The following is a 24,871-nucleotide window of genomic DNA, read 5'->3' as shown; positions in this document are numbered from 1 at the left end:
ACCCTATACTGAGATCGCCTTGAAAGGCTGAGCAGTGCCCTGGAGAACCCCTTCTGGAGTGATGACTATGTACAAACGTATTCTCGTGCCGCTCGATGGTTCGCCGTTCTCGGAGGAAATCATTCCTTACGCGGCTGGCCTGGCGGCCGTTCACGGGACGGAGCTGGTGCTGTTGCGTGTCGCCGACAAGGCCTCCGACGAGGAGGATGCCAGGGATTACATCGACTCGATCGCGTCCACCCACGGAGCCCACGGATTGTCCCTGGTGGACACCGGCGATGCGGCCCAGGCGATCCTCAGAGAGGCCGGCCGCCAGCCTTCGACCCTGTTGGCGATGACTTCGCGCGGGCGTTCCGGGCTGATGGAACTCGTGTTGGGCAGTGTGGCGCAACGTGTCGTGCGCGGTGTCGGCGGTCCGGTGCTCGTGTATCACCCGACTGGGGCCAGGACGCAGGGCCGCGCCCCAGTAAAGCTGCGCAGTGTGGTGCTGCCCCTGGATGGCGGTTCGCTGCCCGAGGCGATGGCCAGTGACGCGGCCGAGTTTGCCCGTTGGATCGATGCCGATCTGGAGGTCGTCAGCGCGGTTCAGTCCGTCAGTGCCGCCGAGGTCGGCGAGGCGGCCGGCAGTGAAATGCCGGCGCTCGAATCCGGCTATGTCCACTCCATGGCAACGGATCTGGCCAAACGGCACGGTGTGCGCATCGATTGGGAAGTGTTGCACGGCGATCCGGTGATGGCGATCACCGATCATGTGGTTCGCCGTGGCGACGTCATCCTGGCGATGGTCACGCGGCGCAAGGACGCGCTTGAGGCGGCTTTGCTGGGCAGTGTGACGGCGGGTTGTCTGCGCAAGGCCGGTGTGCCGATCCTGATGCGCTTGCCTTGATCAGTTGACGGCCGTGCAACGCCCGGCCGTCAACTGGGCATGAAGCGGCTGAGGCTGGATTCGCCCAGCAGCCCTGAGTGCGCGTGAGATTCTCACTTTTCCTGGCTGGTCAGCGCTATGAACCAGGACGCGAAGTCTTTGTACATGGCCGGCGAGATGCCATGATCTCCTGGGTACAAATGCGTTTCGTGCGGGATGCCCAGGTTCGAGAGCCAGGCGTCGGCCCGATGTGCCCAATCCACCGGCAGCTTGGTATCGCTTCGGCCATGCCCGATGAATGCCCGAATCCTGGCCAGTGCGGCGCGCTCCGCCAGTTGCGGCTCCAACTCGGGGAGAATGCGCCCGGCAAGGATACCGAAGCCCGCGACCAGTTCGGGGCGGGTCAGCCCAACGCTGGCGCTCATGATTCCGCCCTGGCTGAAACCGGCCACCACGGTGCTGGCCGGCGACACGGTGTACTCGTCTTGCAGTTCGGCGATGAACTGGGCGATCTGCTGGCGGCTGTTCTCAGCTGCAATCAGATCCGGGCGTGGGCCTTGCGGTCCAAAGGACACCTGGAACCAGGCATATTGACCCGCTCCGAGGGTCAAGGGCGCTCGGGCCAGGGCAATGAGTGTGTCCGCAGGCATTGCCTCGGCAAGCGGTGCGAGGTTGGTCTCGTTGCCTCCGACACCATGCAGTAGAATCAGCAGCCTCTGCGCTGGACCCTCGGGGTGACTGGTGTGGAATGCGAGCGTGCGATCGGTGCGCAGCGCGGACCAGGTTCTATCGTTCATGCAGCCTCCTGCTGTTGTTCAAGATTCAGGCCGAAGCCAAAGCTGTCCATCGACAACACGCCGTCGGTCATGCCGCCCACGATGCGGGTGCGGGACTCGTTCGATGTGCTGGTGCCCAGCGCCACCAACAGAGGCAGGTAGTGCTCTTCGGTCGGGTGAGCCCGCGATGCGTGGGGTGCGCGTGCGCGGTAGCCGATCAGCGTATCGTCGTCGTGCCGCGCCAGGGCCGATGCCACCCAGTCCGCGAATTCCTGAGCATACTGGGGGTCTTTGATGTGGCGGCGAAATTCGTAGAGGTTGTGCGTCAGGCTTCCCGATCCCACAATGAGCACATTGTGGTCGCGCAGTGGGGCCAGCATCCGTCCCAGCCGTAATGCACCTTCAGCATCCATGCCGCGCGGCATGGAGACCTGTATCACCGGAATATCGGCATCCGGCTTCAGGTAACGCAAGGGCACCCAGGCGCCGTGATCCAGCCCGCGCGACACGTCCACGGTGGCGGGCAGGCCGGCATGGTCGAGCAGCTCGACGATTCCCTGCGCAAGCGCGGGTGCGCCAGGTGGCGCATACTCGAGCGCGTACAACGGTGCCGGGAATCCGCCAAAGTCATGAATGGCCGTTTGCCGCTCGGCACCCGTCACACGCAAGCCTGATGTCTGCCAGTGGGGCGATACCACCAGGATGGCGGCGATGCCCTGAAGCGTAGCACCCAGCTGGCGCAGACGGGGCCCGAGAATGCCGGGTTCCAGCGCAAACATGGGTGAGCCGTGGGAAATGAAGAGCGAGGGTGAACGGGGCATGTGGGTGATTCCGTGATCAGGCGCGGCGGATCCAGGTCGGTGCGATCTGCGTGCCATGACCGGCGCCATAGGCAAAGTAGATGTTCAGGCCGGCCAGCGGCTCCAGATAGCGCGCGTTCTTCAGTCCGCCCGCATCCACCGGCTCGAAGCCCATGCTCTCGGCCAGCGCGCGCACGGTTTGCTTGGCTCGTTCATCGTCACCGGCATAGAAAACAGGCGCGGTCTGGCCCCCGGCAAACGTGGGGCCTTCGGCCAGCACCTGGGCCAGCAGGGTGTTAAAGGCTTTGACCACCGGGACGCCGGGCAGTGCCTTGGCGATCTCTTCGGCGGCCGAGGTTTCGTGGCCCAGCGTCAGACCCATGAAGTCGGCCGTCAGCGGGTTGGTGATGTCGATGACGATGCGGCCGTCGAGCGAGCCCAACGCCTTGAGCGCGGGCACGGCATCAGCGAAGGCGGTGGCGACGATCACGACCTGCGAATCACCAAGCACCTGATCCGCCGGCGTCGCGGTGGCACCCGCATGGGCATCGGCCAAAGCCTGGGCCTTCTCCAGATGGCGCGCTGTGACCCGTACCTGGTGACCCGCCTGGGTCAGTTGTTTGACGAAGCCCGCGCCCATGTTGCCGGCGCCAATGAGTGTGATGTTCATGATGAAAAATCCTTCCAATGAGTGGATGAAACAGGGTGCTCAGAGATCCGTTGCCGACACGCTGGTCAATCAGTGCTGGCGTGAGATCAACTTTATTGGATATCATGTTGATGATAAATACCGTTTTTATAGATTAATTGTTCTTTTTAAAGAGACTATTGACGGTTACCTCAACCGTGAACACAGGCACTGCCATGGTGATTGATGTGCGGGCGGTTCCGGCCCAATACCAGTCGTCCCGCACCGTCGCGTCCGTTCATGGCCGTCCGGTGTTGGTAGGTTCAGGAGTTCAGCCCTCGGCAGACAGCACGAGACGCCCGGATAGTCACCGGGTGGCGCACGTACTCGAAAAAGGGGATAGGCAAGCCGACGATTCTTACCCGTCAGGTGCTGTCTGCGGAGGGGTGAGGATGTGGCGCGCCCGGAAGGCCACGAGCGCTATCAAAGGAGTGCTATTTGGTAACAGTGCTGGCTATCTAGCGCACTATCACCCATAGTCTGGGTGGGGATATTTTTCCCTTTTATATTTAGGACATACATTGAAAACAGAAATCGGTATCGTGAAGTGGTTCAACAATGACAAGGGCTTCGGCTTTATCATGCCCGAGTCAGGCGGCAAGGATCTCTTCGCGCACTACAGCGAAATTCAGGGCTCCGGCCACAAAAGCCTGGAAGAGAACCAGCGAGTTTCGTTTGTTACTGGCGCTGGGCAGAAAGGCCCCTGCGCAATGCAGATCCAGGTGATCTGATACGACTAGCTAGCAGCTAGCTTAGAAAGGCCGTTCCAAGTAAGACTGGGGCGGCTTTTTTGCATTTGGGGTGCCGGTCTTTCCCGGCTGTCAGCGCTCATGTCTTCAGCGCCCCATCAGTCGCATTAGGTGTGCGAACGTGTCAAAGTCCTCGCTGGGGCGTTCGCCGTTTTTGAGCGTGACCTGGGCGCGCCAGCGACCACGGTAGCGAAAGGGCTGAGGTAGGCGTGTGCTCATTGTGCACCTCCTGCCTGGCCCGGGTGGCCGACGAATGCTAGCGGGTGGTGCTGGTCGAGATGGCAAGTTGTCACGGCTATGTCCCTGAAAGTTGAGTGACATAGGCGTATATGGAGGTCGAGCAGTTGCCTGCGCGGGCTCGACTTTAATTGTTGAGGCATGTCTTCCCACCTTCAAAGTGCGTGCCGTTGCCGGTGCAGCAAGCCCATTGATAGCAGCGCTATCATTTGCACTATCAAAGCACCCAAATTGGGGGGTTGACCAGACAAAAAAATAACGCCCCTACGAAAGAGGCGTTATTTTTCAAGCTTTTCAAGCATTTACGCTTGGTATTCTGTGGCTCCCCGACCAGGGCTCGAACCTGGGACCTGCGGATTAACAGTCCGTCGCTCTACCGACTGAGCTATCGGGGAACTGCGAAGAAGCGAAACTATAGCATAATTTTTTCTGGGTCCGCAAATGGCCTGGGCGGGTCACGTCCCGCGCGGTTTGTGGAGCATGCACCGAGCCTCAGTGCGCCCCCGCCGCCGCACTTCCGCCGCCGTGATCCGCCGTCTTCGGACGCGCCAGCCAGATAAGCCCGATCAGGATCAGGAAGATCAGGGCCGAGGCGTAGAAGAAGTCGGTCGCCGACATGGTGTAGGCTTGCTGATTGATGACCTGGTCCAGCATGGCTGCGCCATGCAGCGGGTCGACCCCCAGGTTCCGCAGACCACCCATGATGTGGTCGAAGGCCGGTTCGCCAGGGCGGGCGACTTCCGTCAGGCGCGCGTGGTGCATGATGGCGCGGTTGTCCCACAGCGTGGTCGTGATCGAGGTGCCGAATGCCCCGCACACCAGCCGGACGAAGTTGGTCAGCCCGGCGGCGGCCGGGATCCGGTCGGGTCGCAGGCCGGACAGCGAGATCGTCGTCAACGGGATGAAGAACGTGGCCATGGCCGCGCCCTGGATGAAGGTGGGCAGCATGACGCCGAACAGGTCGACGTTGGTGTTGTACTGCGCCCGCATGTAACTGATCAGGGAAAAGATCAGGAAGGCGAACGTGGCGATCCGGCGTGGGTCGTTGCGGGCCAGCAGCTGGCCCACGATGGGCGACATGATGATGGCCAGGATGCCGACGGGCGCCGCCGCCACGCCGGCCCAGGTGGCCGTGTAGCCCATGGTGTTCTGCAGCCACAGGGGCAACAGCACCACCGTGCCGAAAAAGACCCCATAGGCGATCGACAGGGAGACCGTGCCGGCCGTGAAATTGCGCTGCATGAACAGGGTCAGGTCGACGACCGGGTGGGCGGCGGTCAGTTCCCAGATCACGAAATAGATGAGGGCCACGACTGACACGACGGCCAGGATGCAGATCAGCGGGCTGGCAAACCAGTCCAGATCCTTGCCCTTGTCCAGCATCACCTGCAGGGCGCCGACCCAGAGGACCAGCAGGAAAAGCCCCATGCGGTCGATGGGCCGATGGGTGCGCAGGGAGTCGCGGGATTTATAGACCTGCCAGGACGCCCAGGCGGCGACCAGGCCTATCGGGATGTTGATGTAGAAGATCCAGGACCAGGAATAATTGTCCGAAATCCAGCCACCCAGCAGCGGCCCGGCGATGGGGCCGACCAGGATGGTCATGGACCAGAGGGCCAGCGCCATGCCTGCCTTGGCTCGTGGATAGCTCGAGAGCATCAGGGCCTGGGATAGCGGGATCATCGGCCCGGCGACCGCGCCTTGCAGCACGCGGAAGAACACCAAGGATTCGAACGACCAGGCAAAGCCGCACAGCCAGGAACTGAGCACGAACAGCAGCGTGGCGAGGACGAACAGGCGCACCTGGCCGAAGCGCTGGGTCAGCCATCCGGTCAGGGGGACCGTGATGGCGTTGGCCACGGCAAAGGACGTGATCACCCAGGTGCCCTGGGTGGTGCTGACGCCCAGGTCGCCGGCGATGGTCGGGATCGACACGTTGGCGATGGACGAATCCAGGACATTCATGAACACGGCGGCCGACAGGGCGATCGTGCCGAAGGCGCGGGCGCTGCCTTCCAGCGGCGGGTGGCCGCCTTCGGGGGGGCGGCCCGGGGGCGCGGCAGGGAGCGCCGCGTCGTCGGCCTGGGCGAGGGTAGCGCTCATGATGCCAGGTTGTCCTGGATGATCCGCTTGATCGCGGCATCGACCTGGGCGGGGTCATGATCGTAGACCGGTGTGCTCAGGACCGGCTTGTCGGTGCTCTGTGCGGCGAACTGGTTCGGGGATTGTTTCGGCGTGCTGGACAGATCGACGTCCACCGTCATGGACAGGCCGACGCGCAGCGGGTGTTCCTGCAGTTCCTTCGGATCTAGCTCGATGCGCACCGGCACACGCTGGATGACCTTGATCCAGTTGCCGCTGGCGTTTTGCGCGGGCAGCAGGGCGAAGGCGCTGCCGCTGCCGGCCGATACCCCCACCACAGTGCCGTGGTAGGTGACGTCGCTACCATACAGGTCCGAAACCAGGGAGACCTTCTGGCCTGGCTTCATGGCGTGCAGTTGGTTTTCCTTGAAGTTGGCTTCCACCCACAGGGAATTCAGCGGCACGATCGTCATCAGCGGCGTGCCGGGCTGGATGCGCTGCCCCAGTTGCACGGACCGCTGGGCCACCATGCCTGTCACAGGGGCCGGCACGCGGATGCGTTCCTGGGCCAGCCAGGCTTGACGGACCCGGTCGGCGGCCTGCAGGACGTCGGGATGCGTGGCGACGGTGCTGCCACGGGTCAGGGCCTGATTGGTCGCCAGCTTGGCCTTGGAGGCCGCCAGACCGGCCCGCGCCTGCGCCAGGCTGGCCTGGGCGGACTTCACGGCGACCTGGGCATGCAGCAGCTCTTCGCCGCTGACCCCGCCCGAGCCGCGCAGGGCGTTGCGCCGCTGCAGATCGTTCTGGGCCTTGTGCAGCAGAGTGTCGGCTTGCTCGACGTTGGCTTCGCCCACGGCAACGTCGGCGGCCAGGGTATCGTTCTGCACGAACAGGGTCTGGGTATGGCGCACGGTCTGTGCCAGGGCGGCCTCGGCCTGAGCCAGGGCGATTTCGGTGTCGCTGCCGTCCAGGGTGATCAGGTGCGCACCCTGGGTGACCGTCTGGGTGTCATCGGCGCCGATGCTCACCACGGTGCCCGGAATCTGGGCACTGACGGACACCAGGTTGCCATGGACGTAGGCATCATCCGTCGATTCGTAGTGCGAGGCGAAGATCGCCCACCAGATGCCGTAAAGCACGGCGATCAGGATGAAGACAGCGGTCGCGCCCAGGAGCAGACGTTTGCGCGCGGATTGTGGGGCGGAACTGGTTGCAGTCATGATATATCGGGTTCAGTCGGTGGAAGTCGGGGTCGTCTGGCTGGGCGAGGATGGGGCGGAAGACGGTGTGGCGGAGGCTGAAGCGGGTTCGATATAGCCGCCGCCCAGCGCCGTCGCCAGCTGGACATCCAGGATGTAGGCGCGGGCATGCAGATCCGTAGTCTGGACCGTCTGCTTCAGGGCTTCGCTCTGGGCCAGCAGCACCTGCACGAAATTTCCCAGGCCGGCCTTGTAGCGATCCAGTGCCACGTCGTAGGCCGAGGTGATGGCCTTAAGGCTGGCTTCCTGGTGGCCGATCTGCTCGTGCAGCGAGTGGATCGAGGCACTGGCGTCGGCGACTTCGCGGATCGCCCCCAGCACGGTTTCGTTGTACTGGGCAATGGCGATGTCGCGCGCGGCCCGCTGCCCGCTGAGTCTGGCATTGAGCGCGCCGGCGTTGAAGATGGGCAGCGTGATGACGGGGCCGACGCTGGTGTTTTCGCTGCTGCTGCGAATGAGTTTGTCCAGGCCCAGGGACAGATAGCTCGCCGCGGCCGACAGATCCACATTGGGCAGGAAGTCCGCCTTGGCGGCCGAGACTTCGGCGCCAGCGGCTTCAGCCTGCAGGCGGGCCGCCACGATGTCGGCTCGCCGGCCCAGCAGCGCCATGGGCATGTGCGCCGGCACGCTGGCGGGCAGCCCCTGATGCGTGCGGGCCTGGATTGCCGGCAACTGTTCCGGGGATTTCCCCAGCAGGGCGCTCAGTTGGTGGTGCAGCAGCTGGACGTTGTTGCGCGCCTGGCTGAGCTGGACCTGGGCCGAGGAGACGGCCGAATCCGCCTGATCGACGTCGACCTGGATACCCAGGCCATTCTTGTAGCGGTCGCGGGTGATGTTCAGGGCTTCCTGCAGCTTGCCGACGATGTCTTCGATGGCCTGGGCCTGGGCCAGGGCGTCCTGCAGCTGGAAATAGGCCTGGGCCACGGCGGACACCAGCAGTACACGCGCCTGCTGGCGCATCGCCTGCGCCGCCACGGCCCGTTCACCCGCCGCCTGGGCGAGTGCCCGCTGCTTGCCCCACAGATCCAGGTTGAAGTCCATCTGCAGTCCCAGCCCGGCGTCGGTCTGGTAGGAACCGCCCATTGGGGGCGGGTAGATGTAATTCTCGCTATAGAGCCCGCGGGTCGCGTGGAAATTGGCGTTCACCTGTGGCCACTGCAAGGCCCGTGCGCCTTTGGCTGCCGCTTGCGCGGCCTGTACGCGGGCGGTCGCCACCTGAAGCGAGGGATTGGCCAGCAAGGCCTGGTCGATCAGCCCGTCCAGTTGCGAATCCTGGTATCGCGTCCACCAGTGACCCTGGGGCCAGGCCACGGCCTGATCGCCGTGCAGGTCGAGTTGGGTGCCGGTGAGTGTCTGTACGGCGGGTGCGCCCGGATCCATGGGCGCGCAGGCCGACAGGGACAGAACCAGCAGCAGGGGGATGAAAGGTTTCATGCTGACAGAAAACTGAAAGTAGTTGATCGAGTCTATATCTGACTAGGCAATTGTAATGTGGGATGTATCCGGCTTCATCGTCGGGGAGCGTTCCGGGCTTCAGTCGGCGGAGACGGAACCGCTGGCTTGCCGCAGGGTGTTTTCTCCGTTGGCGATCATGCGCTTGAGCAAAGCCAGCAGCATGCGGATCTCGTCTTCGGAAAATCCCTGAAGCTGCTGATTCAGGACATCGGCGATGATGGGCATGATCTGATCGGTCAGCGCATGTCCCGCATCTGTGAGCACGACCTTCACGACCCGGCGGTCCTCGGGAATGCGTTCGCGGCGCAGGAAGCCCTTGGCCTCCAGGCGGTCCAGCATGCGGGTGATGGCCCCACTGTCCACGTTGATGGCGCGCGCCAGTTCGGCGGGCGTGTCGATGCCTTTGTGCTGGATCAGCAGTAGCGGACGCCATTGGTTCGCCGTCAGCCCCATTGGCTGGGTGCGCAGGTCGAGGACCCGGTGCAGCAAGACGTGCAGGTGCCGTATGAGCAGGCCGACATTGCGGTCCGCCGTTAGTTCGCCGGGGCTGTCGCTGTAAAAACAGCCGGATGAGGCGCGAGCCGATATGGGGTCCGGGTTTTCGGGATGCTGGGAGGAAGGTTCTTGCATGATAAAATTCTACGCCATCAATAACTGACTAGGCAACTAATAATGGCGGAAATTTCACGGCGCATGTTCTGGACCGGATTTCTGCTGGCCGGGCTGGGGGCGGTACTATTTTCGGCCAAGGCCATCGTTGCCAAACTGCTGTATCTGCACGGCGTGGACGCGCTGGACGTCATTGGCTTTCGCATGCTGCTGGCGCTGCCGTTCTTTGCCGCGATCGCATGGCACCAGGCGTTGCGGGCGCGCCGGGGGCTGTTGCCGCGCCTGGGCTGGCGCGACAGTGTCCGCGTGGTCATCCTGGGGGTGATCGGCTATTACCTGTCCAGTTTCCTGGATTTTCTCGGGCTGCAGTACATTTCCGCCGGGCTCGAGCGCCTGATTCTGTTTCTGGCGCCGACTTTCGTGCTGCTGATCTCGGCCTGGTTTCTGGGCAAGCCGATCGCGCCGCGTCAGTGGCTGGCCATGGCCCTGGCCTATGGCGGCGTGGCCCTGGTGTTCTGGGACGATCTGTCGGTGGCGGGCGAGCATGTCGTTCTGGGGTCCGCCTGCGTGCTGGGCGCGGCCTTTTCCTACGCGCTGTACCTGATCGGTTCGGGCGAATTGATCGAGCGGGTGACCGCGACGCGGCTGGTCGCCTATGCCATGACGGTATCCACCGGGGTGACCATGGCGCATTTTTTCATGGTCAAGGGCGTTGCCGGCCTGGATCAGGCCTGGCCGGTCTATGGCCTGTCCCTGATCCATGCGACGCTTAATACCGTGTTGCCGACCTTCATGATCATGTGGTCGGTGGCGCGCATCGGGGCGCCTTTGACGGCCCAGTTGGGGCTGCTGGGGCCCGTTTCGATTCTGTTTTTGGCCTGGGCGTTCCTGGGCGAGCCCATCACCCTGCCGCAGGTGGCCGGTACCGTTCTGGTGGCTGCCGCCGCCGTGGTGCTGGGCCGGCGCCCGAAGACGTCCGCCCAACCCAGATTGTCCGAGGCCTGAGCATCCCGCTACACATCACTGCATGCTTTCTTCGGCTTCGTCGCGGTGCACGTCGTGCGTCACGAACCCGGCCGCGTTGTCAGGCATCGACAGGTAATGTGGATGCGCCAGCGTCTTGCGGATGTCCTGCAGTCCGGTCGCCCAATGTTCGCGCATCGTCGCCGGGCCAAACTGGAAATCGCGGAAATGCTGCTCGTAGGGCTTGTCGCGGTAGATCAGGTGGATCACGTTACTGCGCGCGCTGCAGGCCAGCCCCTCTGCCTGCCGGCATGCCGGGTCGCTCTCGCGCAATTCGGCCGGGACCTGATCCAAGACCTGGCGCAGCAGCCGCTGCATCTTCCGGTGGGCGCGCATTTCGTCGGTGACAAACCGGGTCCGGCTGGAATACCGGATGTCCTGGACGCGGTCGCCTACTTCGCTCATGCTGCGGGGCGCCGGGCCGCACGCCGACCACAGGTCCACTTGAAACACCAGGGTGTCGCGTTCCGGACATTGCTGCAGAACCTTGGACAGCGGCGTGTTGGACACCAGTCCGCCGTCCCAATAATACTCACCGTCGATCTCGATGGCCGGGAAGGCCGGGGGCAGCGCGCCGGAGGCCATGAAGTGTTCGGCCCGCAGGCGGATCTTGCGATTGTCGAAATAGACAAAATTGCCCGTGCGCACGTTCACGGCGCCGACCGAGACATGCAGCCCGCTGTCGTTGATGCGGTCGAAGTCGCAGAGAGCCTCCAGCGTGTCCTTCAGGGGGCGCGTGTCATAGTGGCCGACGCAGGTCGGGTCCAGTGTGGGCGACAGGACAGCGGGTGGAAAGCGGGGATGAAAGAAGCCTTTCTGCCCGAGCATCACCGCGCTGCTGGCGTGGACGGTGCCCAGGAATTGACGGGCCAGATCGTTGACCTGAAAGAGGCTTTGCTCCATCAGGGCATTGGAGCCGGGGCCGGCATAGGGTTGGCAGATCGTGTCCCAGAATTCGTGCAGGCGTTCCACCCGCTTTTCGAGCGGATTGCCGGCGATGATGGCTACGTTCAGTGCACCGATGGAGATGCCGGCCAGGTCCGTCAGGTTGATGCCGGCTTCATTGAGCCCCTCGAAGACACCGGCCTGATAGGCGCCAAGCGCGCCGCCGCCTTGCAGCACCAGAGCGCGGACGTCGTAGGCTTGGAGAGCAGCCTGGATACGGGATTCAGTCTTGGGCATGGGGGTCGGCCTCCAGGGAATGCAGGAACGCTTCGATCAGCGTACCGCGATATCGGCTGCGGTGCAGCACGATGGACAGGCGCCGGTCCAGATTCAGAAAGGGTGTGCGCAGCACCCGGAGCCGGCCGGTGGCCACGGCGTCCAGGGTCGCGGCGTAGGGCAGGCAGGCGATCCCCAGACCGGCGATGACCGCCTGCTTGATGGCTTCGATCTGACCCAGTTCGAGCAGAATGCGGCCAGGCGGCAGCGCGGTCAGCGCCTGTTCGCTGAGGCTGCGCGTGGCCGAGCCGCGCTCGCGCAGGATCCAGTGGGCACCCGCGAAATCCTGGATCCGTAGCCGGGGCAACCGGGCCAGCGGATGGGAAGGTGCGGCGCAGACCACCAACGCGTCGCTGCGCCAGGGCCGTGTTTCCAGCTGGGCATGGTGCACCGGCCCTTCGACGCAGGCCACGTCGATCGTGTGATCGAGCAGCATGCCCGTGATGGCGCGGGTATTGTCCACGGTCAGGCGCAGCGCCACCTGGGGGTGCCGGGCGACGATGGGACCCAGCAGTTCCCCGACCAGGTAGTTGCCCACCGTGTTGCTGGCGCCGATGCGCAGTTCGCCGCTCAGGGCGCCCTGGGCGTCCGGGTGTTGGCGCTGAATGTCCTGCAGCCGCTCCAGGATCTCGCGGGCGCGGGGCAGCTGTTCGGCGCCCTGGGCGTTCAGGTGCAGGCGGCCGCGCTCGCGGTCGAACAGGGTGCTGCCCAGCTGTCGTTCCAGTTCGCTCAGCGCCATGCTGACGGCTGGTTGCGTCAGGGACAACTGCTCGGCGGCGCGGCGCACGCTGCCGGTCGAGGCGACGGCGTGGAAGACTTCAAGCTGGCGGATGCTGAGACCGAGCATAGGATGAATGCCTCAATGATTCAATTTTATTGATACTAACACTCATCATTATTGAATTTATTGATCGGCTGCGCATCACTAGAATGCCTGTGATCCGATTCACCTCTTGCTGTTCTCTATGTTGCCGATCTCCGCCGTTCCCCATCCTTTGCCGGCCCAGGGCCGCATGGACGCCCGTTCCGGGCTGGATAATCCGCCGCGCGCGCCCTCACGTTGGTATGGCGTGCTGCTGGCTGCCGGCCTGGGCGTGGTGGCCTGGGAACTGGGGCATTGGCTGCCGCTGATCGGCGGGCCCGTCATGGGAATCGTCTTGGGAATGCTATGGCGCAATCTGCTGGGTGTTTCGCCGGTATTCGTGCCGGGCATCACTTACAGCAGCCGCCAGGTCCTCAAATGGTCGATCATCGGCCTGGGGTTCGGGCTGAGCCTGGGGCAGGTGGTGCAGACAGGGGCCTCGTCGCTGGCCGTGACGCTGGTGACGCTGACCGTGGCGTTCGTCTCGGCCTGGCTGCTGGGGCGCTGGTTGGGGCTCGATGGGCATCTGCGCACGCTGATCGGCGTGGGGACCGCCATCTGCGGGGGCTCGGCCATCGCCGCTGCGGCCCCCATCATCAAGCCGGACGATCACGACACCGCGCTGGCGATTTCCACCATCTTCCTGTTCAATGTGGTCGCGGTGCTGGTGTTTCCGCCGCTGGGCCACTGGATGGGCCTGAGCGACTCGGGTTTCGGTCTGTGGGCCGGCACGGCGATCAATGACACGTCGTCCGTCGTAGCGGCGGGCTACAGCTACAGTACCGCGGCGGGCGACATCGCCACGATCGTGAAGCTGACACGTGCCACCCTGATCATCCCGGTCTGCATCGGGTTGGCGCTGTGGACGGCCTGGCGCGCCCGCCATGCGGAAACCCGGGTGTCGCTGGCGCGGATCTTCCCCTGGTTCATCCTGTGGTTTCTGGTGGCATCCGGTATCCGCACACTGGATCTGGTGCCGACGTTCCTGCTGGAACCACTGCACCTGGGGTCGCAGTTCCTGATCATCATGGCGCTGACTGCGATCGGCCTGTCGTCGGATTTACGCCGCATGGCACTGGCGGGTGCCCGCCCGATCCTTCTGGGGTTGGGGGTCTGGGCGGCGGTGTCGGTCAGCAGCCTGGGGGTTCAGTCCCTGATGGGCAGCCTGTGAAAAAGCGCAGCCTGGGTCAAAATCGGGTTCTTACAGCATCGAGAACCAGGAACCGGAATCCTTGGTGATCGCCACACCGATGATGTAGACGAAGATCAGCACGGCGATCAGGGCGGCGGTCAGCCGCCCGCGCGTCGTGTGGCCGCGCTTGATGGCGACCGTGCCCACGCCGATATAGGCGATCAGCAGCACGATCTTGGTCAGGATCCAGGGCTGGTTGGGGCCGATCATTGCCGCCAGTATCATGCCGCAGGTCAGCAGCACCGTATCGACGACGTGCGGCAGGATGCGCACCAGTTTGTGCTGCAGCAGGCCGGACCCGGTCACCGACCAGTAGGCGCGGATGACGAACAGGGTGATGCTGAGCCCGACAGCCGTCATGTGCAGGTGCTTGATGGGCAGATAGTATTCGTACATGGGTTTGACGGCGAGGGGAATTGTGGGAATGGCCGGATGACCGGTCCGATGGCGGGCGCACGGGTATCCGGGCCGCGCCCAGTGTAATCCATCCAGGGCGCGGAACACGGGTATACCCTTGTTCCATACCTCGGTTTGCCAAGGGCGGGGACGTTGAATCGCCTTGGGCGGACCGAGGGGCGTGACGAATCAGCTGGCCGCGATGGGTGATAACCGCCAGCCACCGCCTTCGCCCTGCAGCACCAGCTCGGCACCATGGTGGCGGCGCAGCGTGCTGCGATGGCCCACGCTGACGATGCGGGTTGCCGGCAGTTGTTCGCGCAGCAGGCGGTACATGGCGTCCTCCAGGCCCTCGTCCATCGCCGATGTCGCTTCGTCCAGGAACGCCGCATCCGGGCGTGCGATCAGCAGGCGGCCGAATCCCAGGCGTTGCTGTTCGCCGAGCGACAGGATCCGGCTCCAGTCGTCCTGCACATCGAGCTTGTCATGCAGATGGCCCAGGTGCACCAGATCCAGAATGGCTTCGTCCTGCCCGGGAGGGACCTGATCGACGGGGGCTGGATAATGCAGTGCCTCGCGTAGTGTTCCCAGTGGCAGATAGGGTTTCTGCGCCAGGAACAGGGATGCGGACTCCGGGCGGATGATCTCGCCCGAGCCATAGGGCCAGATGCCGGCGATCATGCGCAGCAGGGTCGTTTTGCCCGCCCCGGAGGGGCCGCGCACCAGCACCGGGCGCTCGGGGATGACCTCCATGTCCAGATCCTTCAACAAGGCGTAGCCGTCGGGGCGGCGGACGGTAACCCCTTGCAGGGCCAGGCGCCCGCCGTCCTGACGGGAATGCGGCAGGACCATGTCCCGGGCGCGGTCAATGGTTTCGTTGAAACCGTTCAGACGGTCCAGGGTGGCGCGATAGCTGGCGAAACTGTCGTACACGTTCCGGAAGAACGACAGGTTGGTCTGCAGTTGGCCGAAGGCCTGGGCGGTCTGAATCAGGTCGCCCAGACTGATCTGCTTGGAAAAGAACCGCGCGGCCTGGATGATGAAGGGAAAGACAACCGCCGTCTGGGTGACGACGAAGTTGAAGCCCAGGAATTTCAGGGACCGGTAGATGATGTCCCAGGCGTTGCCGATGACGGCCGCGAACCAGTTCCGCAGGGTATTGCCCTCGACGCGTTCACCGCGGTAGAAGGCGATGCTCTCGGCGTATTCGCGCACGCGCACCAGGGCGTAACGGTAATCGGCGTTCAGCTTTTCGTTCAGGAAGTTCAGGCGGATCAGCGGCTTGCCGATCCAGATGGCCAGCAGCGTCGCGATGAAGACATAGATGAAGACCAGGAACACCATGGCGCGCGGGATCTCGTATCCGAACACGGTCATGGGGCCCGACAGGTGCCAGAGGATGGCCGTGAAGGCGATGGTGGACACCGAGGCGTTGATGAGCCCCACCGCCAGGGTCATCGAGTTGGTGGCGAAACTGGTGATGTCCTGCTGGATCCGCTGGTCCGGGTTGTCGGCCAGGTGACTGAGCGATTGCGAGCGGTAGTACGCCTGCTGGTCCATCCAGTTCTTCAGCAGACGCTCATTGAGCCATTCCCGCCAGTGCACGACGAAAGCCTGCTGGACGTAGAAGTCGAACAGGGACCGCACCACGTGCACCGCCGCCAACAGCGCGAACAGCAGCATGGCGGCCCAGAAGCCGGGGGCGTTCAGCGCCTGCAGCGCGCTGTACATGGCGTTGTACCAGTTGGAAAACAGCACATCCAGACGCACGGCGGCCAGTGTCAGCAGCAGGATCAGTGCGACGCCGGCCAGTGGTCGCCAGTTGCGGCGCGGCGAGAAAAATTCAGCGCTCAGGCGCCAGAACTGCTCGCCCCAGCGGGTGTAGCGTCTCAGGCCCCAGACGGTGATGACGCCGGCCAGTACCGTCAGGACATAGGCCTTGGCCAGCCACAGGCCGCTTTCGATCAGGATGTCTTGCCATGACATGGATTAGGGATCCTTGCAGAAGGTCGGCCCGCTGAGCGTGGGCCCGTGCGTGGGCATTTTAGGTTGGATGGCTGCGCAGGGGAAAGGTTTCCTGGATCGGGGACGCTGCCCAGCGAATCTCTAACATGGGGTGGATTGGTGGGTCACTCGTCGATCCGGTTCTTGAGCCCTAACCGCTTCGCCAGCTTGTGCAGGTTGCTCGCGTCCAGCCCCAGCGCGCGGGCGGCCTGGGCCCAGTTGTCGCCGGCCGCGACCAGCGCCTGGCGGATCGCCTGGCGCTGGCAGGCGTCCACGCTGGTGCGCAATAAGGGAATGTTCTCGATATCCAATGGCGGCATGTTCGCCGCATCCGCGCCGGCCAGCGCCCCGGGCGCCGATTCGCCAGGCGGCACGCCGGTTTTCGATAATGCCGCGGGCTGCGGCTCGATATCCAGATCCAGCAGCTCCGCTTCGATGGTCAGGACCTGGTCCCGGGACGCGCCTCGGCTGAGCATTTTCAGGGCTGCCCGGCTGATGACGTGTTCCAGCTCGCGCACGTTGCCCGGCCAGGGGTACTGCTGCAGCGCTCGTTCGGCGCCGTAGGACAGGCGCACGCCACGCAGCCCCAGACGGGCGCGGTTGAACTCCAGGAAATGCCCGGCCAGGATCTGGATGTCTCGGTCGCGCTCGCGCAGCGGCGGAATGGGGATGGGGTAGACCGACAGGCGGTGGTACAGGTCAGCCCGAAAGAGCCCCGCCTGCGTGTTGGCCTTCAGATCGCGGTTCGTGGCGGCGATGATGCGCACGTCGGTCTTGATGACCTGGTCGGTGCCCAGCCGCTGGATCTCGCCGTTCTGCAGCACCCGCAGGAGCTTGGCCTGCAGGCTCAGGGGCAGTTCGCCCACCTCGTCCAGGAACAAGGTGCCGCCCTGGGCTGCTTCGAAGCGCCCGGGCCGGTCCGATGTGGCGCCCGAGAAGGCACCTTTCACGTGGCCGAAAAGCTCGCTTTCGGCCAGGGACTCGGGCAGCGCCGCGCAGTTCACCTGGATCATGGTCTGCTGGCTGCGGCGCGAATGGCGGTGAAGTCGCCGCGCGAAGAGTTCCTTGCCCACGCCTGTTTCCCCCAGCAGCAGGATGGGCAGGTCCGAATCGGCGACCAGGTCCAGCTCGTGCAGCAGGGACTGGATGGCTTCGCTATGGCCCAGAATTTCCGTGACTTCGCCGATGCGTTCGATCCCCTGTTGCGAACTGCCCAATTGGCGTAACTGTCTGTTCTCACGTTCCATGTCGGTCATGCGCACGGCCGCCTGCAGGATCAGGCCCAGCCGCAGCAGCCGGGTGTGGGCCGCTTCGTCGAAGATACCGGTGTTCAGGGCGTCGAGCGTCATGATGCCCCAGGGTCGGTCCTGATGGTAGAGCGTCATACCCATGCAGTCGTGCACCGGCAGGGGCAAGCCCTTGCGGTCGTCCAGCAGGCCATCGTACGGGTCGGGCAGCACGCTACCCGGGTCGAACCAGGTGGGTTCGCGCCGTGACAGGATGGTGGCAAACCGTGGGTGCTGCCCGACGACGAAGCGCCTGCCGAGCGCTTCGTGCGCCAGGCCGGCGGCGGCCACCAGATGCAGCGTGTCGTTGCTGTCGAGCATCAGCAGGCCCACCGCATCGCAGGAGAAGGCCTGTCGGATCGCCGTGGCCGCGCGTTGCAGCCGGACGCCGTCGGGCAGGTCGGTCGCCAGATCCGTCAGAAGCTGTGTTTCCATAAAGGTATTTTTTACCATTGAACGGTTAAATATACCCTGAATTGAAAGGTAAAAATCACCGTATTTGATTTATATCAGTAGTTACCCTAGCGCATTCAGCTGGCACGTTTATTGCTTGAAGAATCATGAAGTGAAAAAAGGGGGCGCCCTTCGGCGCTGGTCATTGAAAACCTCTCGCGGCTGCAGAAGGAGCGCAGAATGGGTGAGTATAAGAAGTTATGGTGGACGCTGATCGGCGTTCTTGTGGTGGCGTTTGGCGTCCTGGGATGGATGGGCAAGGAGGTCTATCATCAGGCGCCTCCGATCCCCGCCCAGGTCGCGACGGCGGATGGCAAGGTTCTGATGACCCACGACCAGATCCTGGACGGTCAGGTTGCCTGGCAGTCGGCCGGTGGCATGACCCTGGGCTCGATCCTGGGACACGGCGCCTACCAAGCCCCGGACTGGACGGCGGACTGGCTGCATCGTGAATTGACGGGCTGGCTGGATCTGGCCTCGCAGGAAAAGTTCGGTGTCAAGTACGATCAGCTCGATGCGGACAATCAGGTCATCCTGCAGCGTCAACTGAAGGCCGAATACCGCAAGAATACCTATGACGCGACCAGCGGCGTGGTGACGGTGTCCGACCGTCGCGCTCAGGCGATCGCGAACACCGCGTCGTACTACGACAAATTGTTCGGCGATGACGCGTCCCTGCACGAAAGCCGTGTTCACTTCGCCATGAAGGAAGGCACGTTGCCCAGCGCGGAAGATCGCGCACGTCTGGCAAACTTCTTCTTCTGGACCGCCTGGGCGGCCGGGACGGATCGGCCCGACAGCGTAGCGACCTATACCAACAACTGGCCGCATGAGCCGCTGATCGACAACGTGCCGACCCCAGAGAACGTCATCTGGTCGGTCGTGAGCGTGATCCTCCTGATCGCGGGCGTGGGCTTGCTGGTCTGGGCCTGGGCCTTCATGCACAAGGAAGAGGAAGAAGCCCCCGCGCCGGCGCGTGATCCGATCCTGCAGCTGGTGCTCACGCCTTCGCAGCGCGCGCTGGGCAAGTACCTGTTCCTGGTGGTGGCTTTGTTCGTGGCGCAGATTTTCATCGGCGGCTTCACGGCGCACTACACGGTGGAAGGCCAGACCTTCTACGGCATCAACGCGTCCAAGTGGCTGCCCTATTCGCTGACGCGTACTTGGCACATCCAGGCGGCACTGTTCTGGATCGCAACCGGCTTCCTGGCGGTCGGCCTTTTCGTGGCTCCGATCCTCAACGGCGGCAAAGACCCCAAATACCAGAAGCTGGGCGTCGATATCCTGTTCTGGGCGCTGGTCGTAGTCGTCCTGGGCTCGTTCACCGGCAACTTTGCCGCCATCGCCCACCTGATGCCCGAAAGCTGGAGCTTCTGGCTGGGTCACCAGGGCTATGAGTATGTAGAGCTGGGCCGTGTCTGGCAGATCGGCAAGTTTCTGGGTGTCGTGTTCTGGCTGGTTCTGATGCTGCGCGGCATCGTGCCGGCGCTCAAGCAAAAGGGCGACAAGAACCTGCTGGCGCTGTTCACCGCTTCCGTGATTTGTATCGGCCTGTTCTATGGTGCCGGTCTGGTCTACGGCCAACGGACCAACCTCACCATCATGGAATACTGGCGCTGGTGGGTCGTGCATCTTTGGGTGGAAGGCTTCTTCGAAGTGTTCGCCACTGCCGCACTGGCCTTCATCTTCTCCACCATGGGTCTGGTGTCCAAGCGCGGTGCCACCACCGCCAGCCTGGCCTCGGCCGTGCTGTTCATGCTGGGCGGCACCCCGGGCACCATGCACCACCTGTATTTCTCGGGCACCACCACGCCAATCATGGCGATTGGCGCATCCTTCAGTGCTCTGGAAGTCGTGCCGCTGGTCGTGCTGGGGTATGAAGCCTGGGAAAACTGGCGCCTGAAGTCCCGCGCCCCATGGATGGAAAACCTGCGCTGGCCGCTGCAGTTCTTCCTGGCCGTGTCTTTCTGGAACATGATCGGTGCCGGGGTGTTCGGCTTCATGGTCAACCCACCGATCGCGCTCTACTACATCCAGGGCATGAACACCACGGCGGTGCATGCGCACGCGGCCCTGTTCGGTGTGTATGGCTTCCTGGCCCTGGGCTTCGTCCTGTTCGTTCTGCGCTATCTGCGCCCGAACATGAGCTTCAACAACAGCCTGATGAACACGGCGTTCTGGTGCATGAATATCGGCCTGGTGATGATGATCACGCTGAGCCTGCTGCCAATCGGCGTCATGCAGTTCTACGCCAGCGTCAGCCAGGGCACCTGGTGGGCCCGCGGCGAGACCTTCATGCAACAGGACATCCTGCGGACCCTGCGCTGGACCCGCACCTTCGGCGACGTGGTCTTCATCGTCGGCGGCCTGGGTGTGATGTGGCAGGTCGTGACGGCTCTGTTCGATGCGAAGGCCGCCCCGGTGGTCGACGGCAAGCTGGCCGCGCAACGCACCTGAGCGTTTTTCTTCCAGCGACCGGGGGCCCGAAACGGCGCCCCCGGACAGCAAGCCCGCCTCGATTGAGGCGGGCTTTTTTAATCCTGCGTGTCCGGCAGTTCGACGTGGCCGCCGAAGGCTTGGCGCATGGCGGACAGCACCCGGTTGGCGAAGTCGTCCTCGCCGCGCGAGGCGAAACGCGAATACAGTGCGGCACTGAGGACAGGTGTGGGCACGGCCTCGTCGATGGCTGCCTGGATGGTCCAGCGGCCTTCGCCGGAATCCGATACGCGGCCCTGGAAGCCGGACAGGGCCGGGTTGCTCGCCAGCGCCGTGGCGGTGAGGTCGAGCAGCCAGGAACTGATCACACTGCCGTGCCGCCAGAGTTCGGCGATATCGGGCAGGTTCATGTCGTACTGATAGTGTTCGGGATTGCGCAGCGGCGTCGTTTCGGCAGTCGCGGCGTGTGTCTGCCGCCCGATGTCGGCATGACGCAGGATGTTCATGCCTTCGGCATAGGCGGCCATGATGCCGTACTCGATGCCGTTGTGCACCATCTTGACGAAATGGCCTGCGCCGTGCGGGCCGCAATGCAGCCAGCCCTGGTCCGCCGTGCTTGCGCCGGGCTGTCGGCCTGGGGTGGGCGGCTGCGTGCCCTCGCCGGGGGCCAGAGTGGCAAAGATCGGGGTCAGGTGTTCGACCGCCTGGTCGCCCCCCACCATCAGGCAATAGCCACGTTCCAGGCCCGCGATGCCGCCGCTGGTGCCGACGTCCACGTAGTGGATGCCCAGTGGCCGTAAGGCCGCAGCGCGCCGCAAGTCGTCGTGATAGTGGGAATTACCGCCGTCGATCAGGATGTCGCCGGCCTGCAGCAGCGGGGTCAAGTCGGCCAGCACGGCATCGACCGTGCCGGCCGGCACCATCAGCCAGATGGCGCGGGGCGCGGCCAGGGCCGATACCAGTTCCCCCAGGGTGTGGGCCTCGGTGGCGCCGAGCGCGGTCAGCCGGCCGATGGCTTCCGGATTCCGGTCGTGCACGACGCAGTCGTGGCCGTCGCGCAGCAGCCGGGTTGTCATGTTGGCGCCCATGCGTCCCAGTCCGATCATGCCGATTTGCATGGCGAGTGTCCTGTTTCTATGTTGTAGGGGCCCTCGGCCGCCAGGGCTGCCCGCGGTTGCGGGCTCAGGATCTGGCCGGTTCAGCGGACCGGAAGCCGTTCCTGGCGGTGAGTGCGCCCAGAGTGAATGTCAACAGCAGCGTGGGAAGTGCACTGCCGTAATCCGGTGCCCATTGTGCCAGGAAATGGTAGCAGGCGATCCCCAGCACCCAGATCCCCGCGGGGATCGCGTGGAAACCACGCGGCGTGTCGGTGAGGCGATCGGGCCGCATGCCCAGCCGTCCAAGGATCGTGCCAAACAGCGGCACGAACACGGAACTGAGCGCCAGCAGGAAGGGTTCCAGGCTGTGCATCGGCAGCACCATGGCCAGCGCGATCGACAGCGCGGCCAGCAATGTGCCCCAGGTTTTCAGGCCAAAGGCGGGTAGCAGGCTGTGGCTGCAGACGGATCCGGAATACAGGTCGCCGTAGGTGTTGTCCAGTTCGTCGATCAGGATCAGGCCCAGGGCCAGCAGTCCACCCTGGGCCAGCAGCAGGGCATTGACCATGTCCACATCGGGGCCTGTCACGGTGATGACCAGCACACCCAGCGCGTAACACCAGATGTTGGCGATGGTGTAGCCCAACCAGGTGCCGCCCAGTGCGCCGCGACCGCTGCGGCCATGTCGGGCGTAGTCCGCCACCAGCGGCAGCCAGGACACCGGCATGGCGATGACCAGGTCCAGCGCCTGGAAGGTATTCATGCTGCCATCGCCCGTGCGCTGCCAGAGTGCCCGTAGGCCTGGCGCATCCAGCTTCAGGCCGAACTGCACCGTCAGCCAGATGAGCGACAGCACCACCAGCGGCAGGCCGATGCGGCTGACGATGCGCCGCACCAGTGTGACCATGGAGCCGCGCAGCAGCAGCAGGACGATCAGCCCCCAGAATAGCGTCGGGACGATCAGGCCGGTGTTCACGCCGAAGGCCTTTTCCGCGATCGCCTGGGTGCCGTCGCGCATGATGACCAGCTCGAACGTGGCCCAGCCGAGCAGTTGCACGACGTTCAGCAAGACGGGCAGGTGGGCGAAGCGCTGGCCATAGACCGCGTGGATCAGGCCGGCGCTGGACAGGCCGCTGTCGCAGCCCAGGCGGGCCACCCAGGCCAGCAGGCCCGCGCCGAGGATTGAACCGGCGATGACCGCGATCAGCGCGCCACGGGTGCCCAGGGCGGGCGCCAGATACGCGCCGACCTGGATCACCAGCAGGCCGACCCCCAGGCTGAACCAGAGGGCCATGTGGTCGTGCCAGCCGAATACCCGTTCGACCTCGGGTATGCCGGGAGTCCCCGCTGAGGAACCGGTGGCGTCGGGACGACGACCGGCGTTCGCGCGGACTGGGCGTTGGCGGGATGGGGAAGTGTTCTGATTCATGGTGCGCCTGTCTGTCTGGGCGAGGAGGGCAGGCGCGGGCGATGGAAAGCAGTCGCCATGGCGAGCTGCTTTCCTGCGCGAGGATGATCTCAATCAGGTTCGAAGGGACTGTCTCAGCCGCTGTGGCGGCACCCCTAGCGGGACTCGAAAATGGGTGTGGCGTGGGTGATTTTAGGAGTCGGCCGTCCGATGGGCAAGGCCGGCTCCGGTTCCGCTCAGTCGAAGTGCACAATCTCGAAGCTCAGCCGGCCCTGTGCGTCGCGGCCGACCGAATATCCCAGGTGTTCGCGCACGCTGTTGTCCGGATGGAAGGTCAGGACGATCGGCTTGATGTGCTCCAGTTCGGCTTCCTGGATGTATTCCGAATTGGCGATGATGACTTCGTCGCCGCGCTGGCAGGTGCGGGCGGCCGCGCCATTCAGGATGCAACAACGTGAACCCCGCTCGCCGTAGATGACGTAGGTGCTGATGCGGGCGCCGGAATTCTTGTTCCAGATATCCACGAATTCCATCGGCAGGATGCCGGCGGCTTCGCAGTGGTCGGGATCCAGGGTGATGGAGCCGTGGTAGTCCAGGTCGGCTCCGGTGACGCGGATGCCATGCAGTTTGGCGCGGACGATTTTTCTCACGTTGTATCCAGAAAACGGAAATTGAGCAGGCGGCATTTTAGCGCGTTGCGGTGCAGCATCGATTGTGGCGTCAGTCGTGCGGATCGGGCCCGATCGGCGGGCTGGCCAGCAGGACGTCCCGCAGGCGTGCGTGAAAGGCGGTGAGAAAGGCCGCGCGGCTGGCTTCGGGCAGCAGGCTGCCCAGGGAAGCGATCCGGTCGGCCGCGTAGCGACGCGGCGTTCCCAGGGCTTCCTCCAGGGCATTGGCCTGGCCTGTGATCGTGGCCGGGTCACAATCGGCCAGGATCAAGGCATGCGCCAGCCCGACCTGACACCCCGGAGATTGGCCGGGCATGCGCCGCCAGACCTGAGCCGTGCCGACGATCTTGCGCGGCGGCTGCCCGACCGCCAGATTGTATCGGCCGTCGCAGAAAGAGCCTTCGACGGCCTGCGCCCGCGCGTCGATACCGAAGAACAGCAGTGCGGCGCCGATAATGCCGCAGAGGTGCCGATAGAACGTTTCCGAATGATCCAGCGGCCGTCCGGCGACGGTGTATGCGAGGCTCAGGTTCAGAATGCCGGGCCCTTGCGGCACGACGCCGCCGCCCGATTGCCTGACGTGGACGGGCCATCCCCGGGCCGCGAATATTTTCTGGACAGCGATAAAACCGGGGTGGGCCGTGTAGGTGCGCGGGACGACCAGGCCCTGATCCGCCTGCCAGAGGCACGCGACCGGCCCCTCGGTGGCCAGACTGAGCAGCACTTCGTCGGCCAGCGGATCCTGTCTTGCGTCGGCATCCAGGTCCAGCAGCCGGTAGCGCGCGGGGGCGGGAAATGAAGACGGCATCAAGCCGGGGTCAGGACAACTGTGTGGCGGCGAAAGTTTCGTCGTCCATGAACAGGTAGCGGATGGCGTCGATCAGGCCTAGCACCACCGCCAGCGGCACGAAGATCCAGGCGATCGCCAGATAGCCCAGGCCCCAGCCGATCTGCCCCAGGAAGAAGCGGTGCGCGCCCAGCCAGCCCAGGAAGATAGCCAGGACGATCGCGATGCGGCGCTGCGACGATGGCCGGCCCAGTGCCTCGCGGTGAGAACTGAGGATCCACAGGCTGACCGGCACGGTCAGCAGGATGGCCAGCAGAACCTTGCCGGTGTGCGCCTGCAGGTAGGACGCAATCACCGCGAACAGTTCGCTGAAATTGCGCACCAGCACGCCCGTCAGGCTGGAGATCCAGACGAAGACCCGGCCAAAGGCGATCTCGCCGAAGCTCAGGGCCAGCAGGATGACGACGAAGACCGCGATGATCAGGATCAGTTTTTTCAGCATGGAAATCCTGCAAATA

24 protein-coding genes, 1 tRNA gene and 1 riboswitch are annotated in these 24,871 nt (G+C 64.2%); of the genes, 6 read left to right on the top strand and 19 right to left on the bottom strand.

Annotated elements, in window-relative coordinates:
• The first annotated feature begins 67 nt into the window (after positions 1-67).
• Complete coding sequence (locus tag ABCV34_RS05990) at positions 68-886, top strand: universal stress protein (RefSeq protein WP_345798296.1); 819 nt, start codon at positions 68-70, stop codon at positions 884-886.
• 92 nt (positions 887-978) lie between these two features.
• On the opposite strand, the gene ABCV34_RS05985 is transcribed toward ABCV34_RS05990, so the two are convergent.
• The 3 genes from ABCV34_RS05985 to ABCV34_RS05975 are packed head-to-tail and all read right to left on the bottom strand — an operon-like array spanning position 979 to position 3,111.
• Complete coding sequence (locus ABCV34_RS05985) at positions 979-1,662, bottom strand: phospholipase (RefSeq protein WP_345798295.1); 684 nt, start codon at positions 1,660-1,662, stop codon at positions 979-981.
• Complete coding sequence (locus ABCV34_RS05980; RefSeq protein WP_345798294.1) at positions 1,659-2,462, bottom strand: class III extradiol ring-cleavage dioxygenase; 804 nt, start codon at positions 2,460-2,462, stop codon at positions 1,659-1,661. The genes ABCV34_RS05985 and ABCV34_RS05980 overlap by 4 nt, the downstream gene beginning before the upstream one ends.
• A gap of 16 nt (positions 2,463-2,478) precedes the next feature.
• Positions 2,479-3,111 (bottom strand): NAD(P)-binding domain-containing protein, encoded by a 633-nt coding sequence (locus ABCV34_RS05975; RefSeq protein WP_345798293.1) that lies wholly within the window; start codon positions 3,109-3,111, stop codon positions 2,479-2,481.
• On the opposite strand from ABCV34_RS05975, the gene ABCV34_RS05970 reads away from it, so the two are divergent.
• The gene (locus tag ABCV34_RS05970) at positions 3,110-3,316 is read left to right on the top strand and encodes a hypothetical protein (RefSeq protein ID WP_345798292.1); all 207 of its coding nucleotides are present in this window, start codon (positions 3,110-3,112) and stop codon (positions 3,314-3,316) included. The two genes, ABCV34_RS05975 and ABCV34_RS05970, sit on opposite strands and share 2 nt — an antisense overlap.
• Positions 3,317-3,650: 334 nt before the next feature.
• Complete coding sequence (locus ABCV34_RS05965) at positions 3,651-3,860, top strand: cold-shock protein (protein WP_345798291.1); 210 nt, start codon at positions 3,651-3,653, stop codon at positions 3,858-3,860.
• 105 nt (positions 3,861-3,965) lie between these two features.
• Here the strand turns inward: ABCV34_RS05965 and ABCV34_RS05960 are convergent, their stop codons facing one another.
• The 6 genes from ABCV34_RS05960 to ABCV34_RS05935 form a co-directional block, all read right to left on the bottom strand.
• Positions 3,966-4,097, bottom strand: coding sequence for a hypothetical protein (locus tag ABCV34_RS05960; protein WP_345798290.1), 132 nt, complete (start codon positions 4,095-4,097; stop codon positions 3,966-3,968).
• A 337-nt stretch (positions 4,098-4,434) separates the two neighbouring features.
• Positions 4,435-4,510: transfer RNA gene (locus ABCV34_RS05955), tRNA-Asn, on the bottom strand.
• A 97-nt stretch (positions 4,511-4,607) separates the two neighbouring features.
• Entirely contained in the window at positions 4,608-6,218 is a 1,611-nt protein-coding gene (locus ABCV34_RS05950; RefSeq protein ID WP_345798289.1) for a DHA2 family efflux MFS transporter permease subunit, read from the bottom strand.
• Positions 6,215-7,417 carry an HlyD family efflux transporter periplasmic adaptor subunit gene (locus ABCV34_RS05945; protein WP_345798288.1) on the bottom strand — a complete coding sequence of 401 codons (1,203 nt, stop codon included), beginning with the start codon at positions 7,415-7,417 and terminating at the stop codon, positions 6,215-6,217. The genes ABCV34_RS05950 and ABCV34_RS05945 overlap by 4 nt, the downstream gene beginning before the upstream one ends.
• A 12-nt stretch (positions 7,418-7,429) precedes the next feature.
• Positions 7,430-8,890, bottom strand: coding sequence for an efflux transporter outer membrane subunit (locus ABCV34_RS05940; RefSeq protein WP_345798287.1), 1,461 nt, complete (start codon positions 8,888-8,890; stop codon positions 7,430-7,432).
• A gap of 99 nt (positions 8,891-8,989) precedes the next feature.
• Positions 8,990-9,541, bottom strand: a complete 552-nt coding sequence (locus tag ABCV34_RS05935) for a MarR family transcriptional regulator (RefSeq protein WP_345798286.1) — start codon at positions 9,539-9,541, stop codon at positions 8,990-8,992.
• A gap of 42 nt (positions 9,542-9,583) precedes the next feature.
• Between ABCV34_RS05935 and ABCV34_RS05930 the strand changes: the two genes are divergently transcribed.
• A complete protein-coding gene (locus ABCV34_RS05930; RefSeq protein ID WP_345798285.1) occupies positions 9,584-10,525 on the top strand; it encodes a DMT family transporter in 942 nt (313 codons plus the stop codon).
• A 15-nt stretch (positions 10,526-10,540) separates the two neighbouring features.
• Here the strand turns inward: ABCV34_RS05930 and ABCV34_RS05925 are convergent, their stop codons facing one another.
• Positions 10,541-11,725 carry a patatin-like phospholipase family protein gene (locus ABCV34_RS05925; protein WP_345798284.1) on the bottom strand — a complete coding sequence of 395 codons (1,185 nt, stop codon included), beginning with the start codon at positions 11,723-11,725 and terminating at the stop codon, positions 10,541-10,543.
• Complete coding sequence (locus tag ABCV34_RS05920; RefSeq protein ID WP_345798283.1) at positions 11,712-12,611, bottom strand: LysR substrate-binding domain-containing protein; 900 nt, start codon at positions 12,609-12,611, stop codon at positions 11,712-11,714. Before ABCV34_RS05920 ends, ABCV34_RS05925 begins: the two co-directional genes overlap by 14 nt.
• A 118-nt stretch (positions 12,612-12,729) precedes the next feature.
• Between ABCV34_RS05920 and ABCV34_RS05915 the strand changes: the two genes are divergently transcribed.
• Complete coding sequence (locus ABCV34_RS05915; protein ID WP_345798282.1) at positions 12,730-13,797, top strand: YeiH family protein; 1,068 nt, start codon at positions 12,730-12,732, stop codon at positions 13,795-13,797.
• A gap of 30 nt (positions 13,798-13,827) precedes the next feature.
• On the opposite strand, the gene ABCV34_RS05910 is transcribed toward ABCV34_RS05915, so the two are convergent.
• The 3 genes from ABCV34_RS05910 to norR form a co-directional block, all read right to left on the bottom strand.
• A complete protein-coding gene (locus ABCV34_RS05910) occupies positions 13,828-14,214 on the bottom strand; it encodes a SirB2 family protein (RefSeq protein ID WP_345798281.1) in 387 nt (128 codons plus the stop codon).
• A 189-nt stretch (positions 14,215-14,403) separates the two neighbouring features.
• On the bottom strand, positions 14,404-16,200 hold the full coding sequence (locus ABCV34_RS05905; RefSeq protein ID WP_345798280.1) for an ABC transporter ATP-binding protein/permease: 1,797 nt from the start codon (positions 16,198-16,200) through the stop codon (positions 14,404-14,406).
• 143 nt (positions 16,201-16,343) lie between these two features.
• A complete protein-coding gene (gene norR / locus ABCV34_RS05900; RefSeq protein ID WP_345798279.1) occupies positions 16,344-17,939 on the bottom strand; it encodes a nitric oxide reductase transcriptional regulator NorR in 1,596 nt (531 codons plus the stop codon).
• 198 nt (positions 17,940-18,137) lie between these two features.
• On the opposite strand from norR, the gene ABCV34_RS05895 reads away from it, so the two are divergent.
• Positions 18,138-20,414: a nitric-oxide reductase large subunit gene (locus tag ABCV34_RS05895; RefSeq protein ID WP_345798278.1), complete on the top strand. Its 2,277-nt coding sequence runs from the start codon at positions 18,138-18,140 to the stop codon at positions 20,412-20,414.
• 77 nt (positions 20,415-20,491) lie between these two features.
• Here the strand turns inward: ABCV34_RS05895 and gnd are convergent, their stop codons facing one another.
• From gnd to ABCV34_RS05870, 5 genes are all read right to left on the bottom strand, one after another.
• Entirely contained in the window at positions 20,492-21,511 is a 1,020-nt protein-coding gene (gene gnd / locus ABCV34_RS05890; protein WP_345798277.1) for a phosphogluconate dehydrogenase (NAD(+)-dependent, decarboxylating), read from the bottom strand.
• 64 nt (positions 21,512-21,575) lie between these two features.
• Positions 21,576-22,919, bottom strand: coding sequence for a cytosine permease (locus tag ABCV34_RS05885; RefSeq protein ID WP_345798276.1), 1,344 nt, complete (start codon positions 22,917-22,919; stop codon positions 21,576-21,578).
• Between the two features lie 53 nt (positions 22,920-22,972).
• Positions 22,973-23,065: riboswitch (TPP riboswitch) on the bottom strand.
• Between the two features lie 69 nt (positions 23,066-23,134).
• Positions 23,135-23,548 carry an aspartate 1-decarboxylase gene (panD, locus tag ABCV34_RS05880; protein WP_345798275.1) on the bottom strand — a complete coding sequence of 138 codons (414 nt, stop codon included), beginning with the start codon at positions 23,546-23,548 and terminating at the stop codon, positions 23,135-23,137.
• A 70-nt stretch (positions 23,549-23,618) separates the two neighbouring features.
• Positions 23,619-24,374 carry a lipoate--protein ligase family protein gene (locus tag ABCV34_RS05875; RefSeq protein WP_345798274.1) on the bottom strand — a complete coding sequence of 252 codons (756 nt, stop codon included), beginning with the start codon at positions 24,372-24,374 and terminating at the stop codon, positions 23,619-23,621.
• 10 nt (positions 24,375-24,384) lie between these two features.
• A complete protein-coding gene (locus ABCV34_RS05870) occupies positions 24,385-24,855 on the bottom strand; it encodes an NINE protein (protein ID WP_345798273.1) in 471 nt (156 codons plus the stop codon).
• Positions 24,856-24,871: the final 16 nt, after the last annotated feature.

This window comes from Castellaniella sp. MT123 (assembly GCF_039614765.1).
Taxonomy (GTDB): Bacteria; Pseudomonadota; Gammaproteobacteria; order Burkholderiales; family Burkholderiaceae_B; genus Castellaniella.
Note: the sequence above shows the minus strand (reverse complement) of the source record. Positions and strands in the feature narration are given on the sequence as shown.